This window comes from uncultured Fibrobacter sp. (genome assembly GCF_946062555.1).
Taxonomy (GTDB): domain Bacteria; phylum Fibrobacterota; class Fibrobacteria; order Fibrobacterales; family Fibrobacteraceae; genus Fibrobacter.
This window is the reverse complement of the sequence record NZ_CAMGVQ010000001.1, coordinates 95,960-108,110: the sequence shown is the minus strand read 5'-3', so window position 1 is coordinate 108,110 and position 12,151 is coordinate 95,960. Positions and strand designations below refer to the sequence as shown.

Genomic DNA, 12,151 nt, shown 5'->3' with positions numbered 1-12,151 from the left:
TTTTATTGCTTCGAGAATTTCTTCGTCGAAACAGCCTTTCCGTTAAGTTTAACCTTCACCAAGTACATTCCCTTCGGGAGCAGTTCTTGGTCGAGTGCCATCGCTGTAGATCCCGCAGAAACATTCTTCGAGATACCCAGGCGCATCGCACCGGACATGTCGTAGAAGTAAATTTCGGCAAGGCCTGCTTTCGGGGTGTACAACACGCCCGTCGAGGGGTTGAACACCATTCCACGCACAGAAGCTGCAACAGGCTTTATCGTGGTCTGCTCGTCGACCTGGCCCGCATAGGCGCTCACGCCTTCGATATCGAAGTAGAACATATCCACATTCGCGCCACCATCGGCAGTCGTCGACTTGAGCGTAATCGTATTGAGTCCCTTCGCCAAGTCAATCTTCACATCAGTCGTAAGCCAAGTCGTCCAGCCGCCGGTCGCATCCATAGAGACCGTCCCTACCTTGACTCCGTTCACCACAAGTTCCATATCGCGTGCGGCACTGCCTCCGTTTGCAAAACGGATGCTGATGGTGGTAGAAGCAGTATGTTCGGAATGCAGGTTCCATGTCCCGTAGCTTGCAGTGGAATTGTCGAAGTTGAAGTATCCCTTCTCGACAAAGCCAGTATTGGTCGTCTCGGACCAGCCGATTCCCGCATCCGGCGTAGAAACATCGACCTTGGAGGCCTCCTTCTTCGTCGCAACCTCTTCAGCATTTCCCGGAGCGGCAACAGAGAGCACACCCTTCGCAGACGCGGCATCACCCTCACCACCTTCGGTTACAACGGTGTAGGCAAATACGCCCGCTTCCGTCGGAGTTCCCGAAATGGTCACGGTCGAACCCTCTACCTTCGCGGTCACGCCCTTCGGGAGTCCAGTCACCTTCACGCCGTCACAGCCGATAAACTTGTAGCCGAAGCTCTCGATTGCATTACCTAGCAGGATTCCCTGGTTTTCAAGCCCATCGCCCACCTTCGAAATAGAAGGAGCGAGGCCCACGACACCTTCGGTACCAAGCATGTAAATGTCGGGTTTCTTCAAGTTCTTCACCATGTCGGGCAGGTAATAGCTCACGTGGGGCGGTTGGTTATAGGCAACATTCTGCCAAGCGACACTCACGCGGTATTGCGGGTCGTGCATCAGCGTGTAGAGCCTGTGCGGAGTCGTCACGGGAGTCTGGAAAATCGTAATCGTCGAAGGATCCGTGCTGGAACGTGCAATGAACTCTTCGCGCCAGTCACCGAAGAGATCGGCCACAATACAAGGATTCGCCTTAGTGTAGTTGTTCAGAGTCGAACTATTCACTTCATAGAAGCTGAAGTAGCGATCGACAGTCTTCTTGCTGGAATTCCACTTTTCAATCTTTCCTCCGCTGCCGCCACTGCCTGTAGCATCCAGCAGTTCATCTTGCAAGTCTCCATCAAAGTAAATGCGGAAATTGACCGAAGGCTTCGTCTCATGCAAAAGAGTCCCCTTCACGGTACGCATTCCTCCGCTGGTTCCCGACCACATTTCGAAGCCGCGATTCGTGGAATCGACATCGGCAGCCATGCCACGGCCATTGTCCACATTTCCAGCCTGGGTCTGAGTCGTTCCCCAGATGACCTTGCCATCCTTGTCGCGGTATTCTTCACTATACGCATTCTGCTTTTCTTCGTGAACATCGTAGACTTCCAAACCCGGATGGTCAGGATCCATATCAGAAAGATGCATCGCATCGCCGTGACCAAAGCCCGTACGGTAGCGGAGCGTACCGTCGTGATTGAGCGCGGCTGAGCCCATGACAATCTCGTCGAAGCCGTCACCATCCAGGTCGCCAACGGAAAGGTTGTGGTTGCCTTCACCATAAAGCCCCTGCCCCTTCTTGTCGGAACTGTGCTGCCAGCGGGTCTTGAGTTCCTTGCCGTCAAAATCATAGGCAGCCACAAAGAATTCGGTATAGTAACCGCGGCTCATGATGACACTCGGATGGACCCCGTCCAGGTAGGCAATCGCCGCCAGCATGCGGTTGTCGCGGTTACCGTAGGTATCCCCCGAAATCTTTCCGCGGGCAGGCCAATAGTTAATCGTATGGACAGCCTCGCCGGTATTTCCCTTGAACACCGTCAGGAACTCGTTACCGGTCATGATCGTTCCCGAAGAGGAGCGGTAATCCTTGGAACCGTCGCCAATGACCTTGCCCTTGCCGTCGACTGTGCCGTCGGAAGTTTTCATCACGATTTCGGCAATACCGTCGCCATCCAGGTCGTAGACCATAAACTGGGTGTAATGGGCGCCGGCACGGATATTCTTGCCCAGGTCGATACGCCACAGGAGGGTTCCATCCATCTTCAAGCCGTCAATAAACACCGATCCCGTGTAACCCGACTGGGAATTGTCCTTGGAATTGTTCGGATCCCACTTGAGAACCAAATCCAGTTCGCCATCGCCATCCAGGTCGCCCACACTCATGTCGTTGGGGCTGTAGCTGCATGTAGAACCGTCCGGCATCGTCTGGTCCTTGGGTACATTGAGTCCCTTGATGGTCTTGTACGGGAACCCCTTGCTGTTCTGGTCCAACACGATAAGTGCGCCTTCCGCCTTGCCCTCCTTGCCGTTCACCACGGCGGCAACCGTATACTTGGAAGTCGTCTTGCCGTCGGCATCCAGGTAGTTCGTGCCAGCAGTCTTACTGATGGACGCAATTTTCGTTCCGTCGCGATAAAGGTTGAATTCCGTGTCCGGATTCTCGGTACCCAAGAGGCGCCAGCTCACAAGCATACCCTTGCCCGTATTCGCTACAGCAAGGCCACGCGAAAGTTTTTCCATTTGGCGGGTCGCCGCGAAAGAGGGCGACGCAAGACCAAAAGCCAGGACTGCTCCAGCAAAAATTGTCGATGTTTTTAAACCAATACCCATATAAGCTCCATTTTTTTGGCAACCTCTAAGCAAATCTATCCTCAAAAAACAACAAAGGTTCACGGCACATTCCTTTTTTGTAGTCCAAAGACAACTGTCTACAATAGTTGCACTCTTCAAATATAATCAAATTTTTATAAAAAGTCCACATAATTTCTTAATTTTTACATATTTCACTTTATTTTGCAGTAGCGTAACAAAAATAAAAAGTCCACATTTTAGGATAAAAACGAGCAAACTGTAGACATCAATCAATAAAAGTCCCATTTTTTTCTAGATTTGCGGCCAATGATGCCAGAATGGTTCACGAATTTTTCCTGGGAAAAGATGTTCGACGCGATAGCCGCGCGTTCCGTCACTCCCGTAAAAATCGCGATTATTGCAGGAAAATCCTTCCTGTACTTCCACGGCCTGACCCGTGCAGCTGCACTCACCTACACAACATTCCTGGCGGTGGTCCCTCTGCTCATTCTCCTGACCTCGATTACCATTGCGGTCGGATTCGGCAATTTTGTCTCGGACTACCTCCCCCACCTCCTGAACATTCTGAATCTAGACTGGCCTATCGACCCTATCATCGCCATCGTGAAGAATGCAGAGCATGTCCCCATCGGCAAGCTCGGATTCATCGGCGCCATGGGCCTTTTCGTAACCTTCATTCTCGCCTTCGGTAGCCTAGAATCAAATTTTAACGTGGTGTGGGAAAACAAGGTTTCTCGCCCGTTGCACAAGCAAATCCGTATCTACACCCCACTGTTGCTTATTTTTGCCGGTATCATCGGCCTATACGCCGGCTTCGTAAATCACGTGCAAAATGTCCTTTCGGTCATCGTCGTAGACGGCCTGCATTTTGACCCGGCCGTACTTCATACGTTGATAGACGCCTTCTGGTACGTGACGTTTCACGGGGCGATTATCTTAATCATCTTCCTCACGCTTTACGCACTGCCGGCGCGACCAGACCCCAAGAATTACACCAAGAAAAAGCTGCTCCTTTCCTCCATCGGAATTTCCTTCCTGGCATGGTTCAGCATCATAATTTACGTGAGAATCCTAATGCTCATCCAGGCAACACTCGTCACCAGGATGTCCATTTTCTACGGTTCTCTCGCGTTTATCCCCCTTATCCTGTTCCTTGTTTTCGGTATCTGGACCATCGTTCTTTGTGGGAATTCCATTGTCTGGACCATTTGTACCTGGCCAGAATCCAGGGACCGCATCTGGAACTGGGAAGGATCCCCCACTGAAGGACTGAACATGACCAAAGACAGGCTCTAGTTCGGAGTTCAGAATTCGGAATTAAAAAGCGACGCGACGCGGCAATCTGACCAAAAGCCATTTGCTGATTATTTTTATACATTGTACAAAAAGGACTTTGCTTATGAAAAAACTTCTGTTGTTCCTTATGGCACTGGTGGCTTTTGCAAACGCTGAACTGCAGAGCGTAAAATTCACCCCCGAAGAAAAGTCGAACGACGGCCTGAAGGCTTTCATCGGCGTGAGTGGCGGTAACGTGCTCGTGGCCGACGACGGCGCCATTTTCGCAAACATCAGAATCGGTCTCGACATCTTGCCGCAGATTTCTACCGGCGTTTGGGTTTCAAGACTCCTGAGCGATGTCCGCAACTACAATGTCGCCGAAAAACAGATGATCAAGTACATGTCGTTCGGCGGGTTCGTGGAACTTTTCCCGCTCAGACTCGGCGACTTCGCTATTTCCGTGCCGATTGAAGTCGGCGGCGGAGCCCTGTACGTGATGGAACCGGATGACGAAGCTTTCGAATCTGAAGACTACTTCTTTACCGCCGACATGGCCGTACATTTCAACTATCGCGTAACCAGGATGCTCGAAGTGTCTATCGGTGGTGGCTACCGCATGTTCAATGGCATTGAGACCAACGGCCTCGAGAACCTCGACTTCTGCACTCCGTTTGGCGAACTGAGATTTACGATTAGGGAGTAATGCCCAACTTCATCAGTATACGCGGATGCAGGCTGCATAACCTGAAAAATATCGACGCCCAGTTCCCGCTGGGCAAGATTTCTGTGGTGTGCGGACCTTCGGGCTGCGGGAAGTCGACGCTTGTACTTGATACCCTGCACGGAGAGTCCAAGCGTCGCTATTTAGAGACACTTTCGCCGTTTGCCGCAGAATTGCTCGGCGGTCGCCGCATAATTCCGCTGGATAGCGCCGAAGGTTTGCCCGCAAGCCTAGCCGTAGGCCCGAGTCACGGAGAAACGCCTGCGAAGGCTTATGCGCTCAGCATCTCGGAATGCGATTTTACATTACGCGCGTTGTTTGCGGCTTATGCGAAGCCCGCCTGCCCTATTTGCGGAAAGCCTATGGAAAGCATGAGCCGCGAAGACATAATTCGCGAAATTGCGAGCCTTCCGCAAGGGAGCAAGTTGCAATTTTTTGCACGGATTGAAGCTGATAAGCACGCGACTCTCGATAAGCTGTCGGCGGTATTCCTGGCGCAGGGCTTTACACGCGCCATAGCCGACGGCGTAAGCTATTCACTAGCCGACCTGACTGCGGCCGAGCGCAAAATCGTACCGCAAGAATTCTTTATCGTCGTAGACCGAGTGATTGTCCGCGAGAACACGCGCACCCGTATTGCCGAGGCGGTCGACGGAGTCTTGAAACTCACCCACGGCGAATTGATTCTAGACATCAACGGGAGTCGCAAGCTTTTCAGCACGGTGCCGCGCTGCCCTGAACATGGAGCGCAACTTTCCAGGCCGCTCGCCGCCGAGGACTTGTCGCCTTATAGCCGCACGAGCGTTTGCGAAAAATGTGGCGGCACAGGAATCATCGAAAACGGCGACAACAGCGAAGATTGCCCCGATTGCAAGGGCCTTCGACTCAAGCCGAATTTTTTGAATGCGGCGATTGAAAGCATTTCAAGTGAAGATGACCGCGAAAACAAAAGCAGCGAAGATAGCAAAGATAAGCCGCGCAAAATCCGTACCACGTGGCAAGACATTTTAAGCGCGCCTTTCGCGGAACTCGAAAGCCGGCTGCACGCCCTGTTCGACAACCGACTGACGGCAAAGCAGCAGCCCGCATTCCGCACATTGATTGACCGCATCCAGGCGATTGTCGATTTGGATATCGGTTACCTCACGGCAGGGCGTGCAGGCGCCACCCTGTCGGGTGGCGAAGTCCAGAGACTTCGGCTTTCGAGCCTCAGCACCGGTCACCTGAACAACCTCTTGATTGTTCTCGACGAACCTGCCAGCGGACTCCACCAGAGCGATGTGGAAGCTCTCTGGAAAGTCCTCAAGAAGGTTCAGTCCCGCGGAAACACGCTCGTACTCATCGACCATAACCCAGCCCTCATCAAGAAGGCGGACTGGATTATTGAAATGGGACCTGGTGCCGGCGAAAAGGGAGGAGAAATTCTCTTGCAGGGAACCGCGAAAGAAGTACTCGGGAATCCGGCATCACCCACGGGGAATTGGATTAAAGGTTTAGACGAGAGACTAAAAGCCCGCCCTGAGCCTGTCGAAGGGACGAGAGACGAGAGAAAGCCGAAGGTTCCAAAGAAAAACGCCGCGGCCATCGATATCGAGAACTTCGCGATGTTTGACATGAAACCAGTCACGGCCAATTTTCCGGTGCAAAAGTTCAGCGTCATCACAGGCCAGAGCGGTAGCGGCAAGTCCACGATTTTCTTCAGGAACTTAGCCCCGCGTGCCTCCAAGGGCGAATTCGAAAGCCTCGGCGTCCAGGCACTTTCCATACTTTCGACAGGCGATTTCCACGGGAACCGCCGCAGCACCGTCGCCTCAGCCATCAACCTGAACACGATTCTCCGCGACCTTTTCGCGAAACTTCCCGAAAGCAAGGTCCGCGGCTACACCGCCAGCAAGTTCGCGACGCACGCCCCCGGGGGCCGCTGCGAAAACTGCAAGGGCGAAGGCGTCATCCTCGACCCCGCGGGCTACGAAGAATCCGAATGTCCCGTATGCCTTGGCAGGCGATTCAAGGACGAAATTCTCGAAGTCCGCTTCAAGTCGCTTTCCATCGCCGACATTCTGGATTTGGAAATCGGCGAAGCCTACAAGCTGTTCATCAACATGAAGCCTTTTGCGGACAAGTTAAAGCCCCTCGTGGATACGGGTCTCGACTACCTGAAACTCGGGCAAACCACGTCGCACCTTTCCGGCGGCGAACGCGCCCGCCTGCGCCTTTCCATCGCGCTTGCCCGCGCGAAGGCTCCGAATACGCTATTCCTTTTCGACGAACCCGCCCGCGGGCTCCATCAAAAGGACATCCAGCATCTGCTTGACTTAATCCGCGGCCTCACCGAAGCGGGCCACACCGTCATCGCCATCGAACATGCGCAGGACTTCGTCAACGCCGCCGATTATGTGGTGGAACTGAGCCGATAAATTCTGCAATCAAGCGCCGAGGAAATTAGCGCAAAGCAGCTTTCGCTTTTTCCAGCGTCGCAATCACCTTGTCGCACCAGGCGTCGAATTCGGGATCTTCTTTCTGGAACTCAGGATGGGCAAGCACATAATCAATGGTATGGCGGATTCCTTGGTCAAAACGGACTTCGGCGCGAAAATTCGGCACGACACGCTTGAGTTTGGAATTGTCGAACACCACGGAATTCGCCTTGTCGCCGATGAGGCTCCCCAGCAAATCGTAGTCGCTCACATCGGCAAGGAATTTCGAAGACACGTAGTAAGGCTTGAGTTCGACACCGAGAGCATCGGCAACCGCCTTGTAAATCTGATTCCAGGTGAGCGTTTCGTCACTTGTAATCTGGAATGTTTCGCCGATGGCGTGAACGTTCCCCATCAAGCCCACAAAACCCCGGGCAAAGTCGGTGTTGAAAGTCATGGTCCAGAGGCTCGTGCCATCGCCGTGAACAATCACGGGCTTGCCCTCGAGCATGCGCTTTGCCACCTACCAGCTGCCGTTCTTGCCGTGAACACCCAGCGGGATGTGGCGTTCGTCGTAGGTATGGCTCGGGCGAACGATGGTAATCGGGAAGCCTTCCTCGCGGTACATCTTCATCAAGAATTCCTCCCCCGCAATCTTGTTGCGGGAGTATTCCCAATAGGAGTTCGCGAGAGGCGTGCCCTCGGTAATGCGGTAGTCCGAAAGCGGCTTCTGGTAGGCGCTCGCGGAACTGATGTACATGAACTGCTTGGTCTTGCCCTTGAATAGGCGGTAATCGCGTTCAAGTGCACTCGAGTGGAATACGATAAAGTCGCAGACCACGTCGAACTGCATGCCCTTGATTTTTTCGGCAACATCCGACTCATTGTAGATGTCGGCGTTAATGATTTCGACACCAGCAGGGATGTCTTCTGCGGGACGGTTCCCGCGATTGAGCAGGTATAGTTTCCAGCCCTGGGATGCTGCAAGGCGCGTGATGGCCATGCTGATAGTTCCCGTACCGCCGATAAAGAGAGCAATCATAAAGAAGTGGTTGGTGATTAGTGGTTAGGGCCGAACTTCACACTACACATTTCTTACACCGTCGCGTGGGCCGCGATCTTGTAGATTTCGGTGACGTCCTTTGCCTTGAGCGGGACAAATCCCCAGCCGTCGCCCGGGTTCAGTTTTTCCACCATCTTCGGGATGTCTTCTTCCTTCGCGCCGAGTTCAGCGAAGTTAATCGGCATGCCGATGGAATGCAGGAAGCGACGGAATGCCTTGATGCCTTCGAGGGCGGTGGACTTCGGGTTATCAAAATTCATCTCGCAGCCGAACACGCGCGTCGCCATCTGCGCAAAACGCATTACGTTGTGGTCGACGACGTATTCCATCCAGGCAGGCATGATGACTGCTAGGCCCGCGCCATGGGCGCAGTCGTAAAGCGCCGAAAGTTCATGTTCGATGGCGTGGCTGTTCCAGTCCTGACTGCGCCCGCAGCCCACAACACCGTTGTGGGCTACCGTCCCCGCCCACATGATGTTCGCACGCACCTGGTAGTTGGCGGGGTCGGCAATGGCGCGGGGGCCTTCCTTCACCATCGTGAGGAGCACCGCTTCGCACAGGCGGTCAGTGATTTCAACTTCCAACGTATTCGTGAAATAGCGTTCAAAGACGTGGGCCATGATGTCGGTAATGCCGCAGGCCGTCTGGTAGGCAGGCAACGAGCAAAGCAAAGCAGGATTCTGCACAGCAAACTTCGGGCGGATATGTTCGCTACTGGCCCCCCGCTTGAGCATACCCTCTTCCTTGGTCACCACGGAATCACCGCTGCCCTCGGAACCGGCCGCCGCAATGGTCTGCACCACGCCAATCGGGAGCGCAGATGTCGCCGAGGCCTTGCCCTCGTAAAAATCCCAGAAATCACCCTTATAAGGAACACCCATGGCAATGGCCTTGGAGCTATCAATCGTGGAGCCGCCACCCACCGCAAGGATAAAGTCAATACCGTTCTGGCGGACAATCTCAATGCCCTTGTACACGAGCGAATCGTGCGGATTCGGCTTCACACCGCCCAATTCCACATGCGGGACACCTGCCGCATCGAGACTCGCCTTCAAGCGGTCAATAAGTCCCGAACGCACGGCAGAACCCCCACCGTAATGAATCAGCACCTTGGTGCCGCCATACTTCTTGACGAGTTCACCGCATTCATTTTCGCGGTTCATGCCGAATACGAATTCTGTGGGGCTGTAGAAGTTGAAATTATCCATATTCCATCCTTTTTAAAACAATCTATCATAATAATACTCAAAAGTCCCGCCCGAAAGCGGGATTCCAAGATTATTTTTGTTCACGGATGAAAACGGCCGCAAAGAAAGCCAATTTATATGACTTTCGGACGTCCTGTCTGCATTTTCATCAGCATATCGACAATTTCATTCCAATGGTCCAGCGCCACCTTGCCAATAGCCGAATCATACATGATTCCCAGATTTTTCTCGATTTCCTTGCGACAATACTCGAGCGACATCGCATCACGGTAAACACGCTTACTCGTCATGGCGTCAATCGAATCCGCAACGGCAATGATACGGGCACCGATCGGGATTTCTTCACCCTTAAGGCCTTCGGGATATCCACGACCATCGAAACGTTCATGGTGATGCAACACAATCTGCACCAGTTCGTGCGTATAGTTCGACTGCATCAAAATTTTTGCACCAATTACCGGGTGTTGCTTGATAATCGCAAATTCTTCATCAGTCAGCCTTCCCGGTTTACCAAGCACATTGTCGCTGATACCCATCTTGCCGATATCATGCAAATGAGCTGCATGCGTAATCAATGACACCGATGCCTCGGAAAGTCCCAACAAACGCGCGAGCAATTCCGTATACGCCTTGACGCGTTCGGAATGGTACGCCGTATAAGAGTCTTTCGCTTCTTCCACCGAAATAAGGCAGGTTATCAAATCTTTCAAGTTCTGATTTTCGCTAATTTCGGTCGGCCTATGGTAACGCACCTTGTCGCGATACATGTTCAGGTCCGCTTCCATCTTCCAGTCACTAATGGACTTGCGGATGCCCGAATCGCTGCGAAGCCTACTTTCGCCAACAGCGATCGACAAATGATAAAGAGCCTCCTTGTTGTATTCCTCAATACTCTTTTGCAAATTGGTGTACAGCAAGAACAGGGAATCCAAAGGCGCCTTCGTCACTACGGCAAATTCATCGCCGCCGATTCTAAAGCAGTTCCCATGAAGCCCATAAGCCTTCTTGATAGACTTTCCTGCAGCGACAATCAAGATGTCGCCAGCCTGATGTCCAAAGGTATCATTGGCGTACTTGAGGCCGTTCACATCCATCAGAACCATCGTCCAGTTTCCGGCATCGGAGTCTTCCTGGGCAATGTTTTTTAGCAATTCGTCAAATGCAAGCCTATTTTCGAGTCCCGTCAGAGAATCCGTCGTCGCGACATCTTGCAGGTGATCGTTCATCACGCGGAGCTTACTGTTAATTTGCTCAAGCTCAAATGAAGTTTCACGAATGAAAGTCGCCATACGGGCCGCGAGCGGAAGCCTAGTCGTCATTTCGGCTCGGATATCGTCAGCCCTTTCACGGTTTTTCCCTACCGCAGGATCTTCTCGCATCGAGGCAATTACAAGCGTAATGTTGTGTTGGTTCAAATGCCCCTTTTCGCGTAGGAATTCCCCATGCGAGAAAAATCCCGTACTCGAAGCCAAACCCTTGAACGGCGTAATTTCGTAAGTCGGCTCACGATGCGACCAGAACGCCTTTCGCGCCGCACACGAGAAAATGTGCTGCACCTGGGGGCCGAATTCACCGCATTTTTCACTTTCTTCCCTGATGCGGTCTACAATCAATCCCGGTTCACCATACGAAAGCCTGATAATGGAGCCTTCATCGATATCGGAAGACATCGTGAGCGAACCATCGGGATTACTGGAGCCTGGAGCACGTACGATGGAGACCCCGTTATGCTCATACAGCATCGGAAACTCAAGTGCATTGTAGAAGAAATTCTGGTCATTCTTGATATTCAGATACTTGTTATAGACCCCGTAAGCAGGAATTCCTCCCAATTCATAAAGAATGTTGCCTTCAGAACGGGTCACATGGAAATTGCGGCCAATCGGTTTCCACCCGCTAATTTTACGGGAATCGACATGAAAATCAGGGCCGCCATAGAACAATACCAAAAGACCCGACTTCGTATAGCCTTCTTCCGACGAGAATACACAGGAATTCGGGCTTGTAATGTCGGGAGAACAGACGATGCCTCCAAACACCTGAATATCAGATGCCAAGCCATCGAGACCTTCGCAAAGAGCCGTTGTCGAGAACGGGGAAATGCAATGGTAAATTTCGACAGCCTTGATCCAGGGATTTTCCTTGGTTTCCCCGACTATATTCTGGGCAATACCACCCACAGATTCGCGACTATAATCATACTGGCGGACAATGAATTTGCTCGTCGGCTTTTCGAAAATAACAGCCGACACAGAAATCTCCGTGGCAACCTCGCAGTCCACGATATTGCCACTCGTAGAATTGCCAACCCATGGCACGTCCGGGAAAAAGTTTTCCAAACAGTCCCAAACCGGTTTTAGCTTTTCCGGTTCCAGAATAACCGAATGGATTTGGAAATACATCGTCGGCGATTCATGTTCTTTATACCATTTGCTGAACAGGGACAGTTCTCCTTCGAACTGCATCATGTCTTTAAAGGCGAATATTCTGTTTTTCATACATTTTTCCCAATACACAGGGTCGACTCAAAACTGTCATGCAAAATATACTTTGCAATTTATCCAAAAAGCACAAAACGCGTTAATATT

6 protein-coding genes and 1 pseudogene are annotated in these 12,151 nt (G+C 52.2%); 3 read left to right on the top strand and 4 right to left on the bottom strand.

The window, feature by feature from the left end:
* Positions 1-2: 2 nt before the first annotated feature.
* The gene (locus Q0P86_RS00450; protein ID WP_295036653.1) at positions 3-2,894 is read right to left on the bottom strand and encodes a carbohydrate-binding protein; all 2,892 of its coding nucleotides are present in this window, start codon (positions 2,892-2,894) and stop codon (positions 3-5) included.
* Between the two features lie 288 nt (positions 2,895-3,182).
* Between Q0P86_RS00450 and Q0P86_RS00445 the strand changes: the two genes are divergently transcribed.
* From Q0P86_RS00445 to Q0P86_RS00435, 3 genes are all read left to right on the top strand, one after another.
* A complete protein-coding gene (locus Q0P86_RS00445; protein WP_290993677.1) occupies positions 3,183-4,172 on the top strand; it encodes a YihY/virulence factor BrkB family protein in 990 nt (329 codons plus the stop codon).
* 103 nt (positions 4,173-4,275) lie between these two features.
* Positions 4,276-4,857, top strand: coding sequence for a hypothetical protein (locus tag Q0P86_RS00440; protein ID WP_290993680.1), 582 nt, complete (start codon positions 4,276-4,278; stop codon positions 4,855-4,857).
* Positions 4,857-7,292 (top strand): ABC transporter, encoded by a 2,436-nt coding sequence (locus tag Q0P86_RS00435; protein WP_295036650.1) that lies wholly within the window; start codon positions 4,857-4,859, stop codon positions 7,290-7,292. The genes Q0P86_RS00440 and Q0P86_RS00435 overlap by 1 nt, the downstream gene beginning before the upstream one ends.
* Before the next feature lie 25 nt (positions 7,293-7,317).
* On the opposite strand, the pseudogene Q0P86_RS16825 reads toward Q0P86_RS00435, so the two are convergent.
* From Q0P86_RS16825 to Q0P86_RS00415, 3 genes and pseudogenes are all read right to left on the bottom strand, one after another.
* Positions 7,318-8,334: pseudogene (locus tag Q0P86_RS16825) on the bottom strand (NAD-dependent epimerase/dehydratase family protein).
* 53 nt (positions 8,335-8,387) lie between these two features.
* Positions 8,388-9,563 carry an iron-containing alcohol dehydrogenase gene (locus tag Q0P86_RS00420; RefSeq protein ID WP_295036643.1) on the bottom strand — a complete coding sequence of 392 codons (1,176 nt, stop codon included), beginning with the start codon at positions 9,561-9,563 and terminating at the stop codon, positions 8,388-8,390.
* 113 nt (positions 9,564-9,676) lie between these two features.
* Positions 9,677-12,061 (bottom strand): HD domain-containing phosphohydrolase, encoded by a 2,385-nt coding sequence (locus Q0P86_RS00415; RefSeq protein WP_295036641.1) that lies wholly within the window; start codon positions 12,059-12,061, stop codon positions 9,677-9,679.
* Between the last annotated feature and the right edge of the window lie 90 nt (positions 12,062-12,151).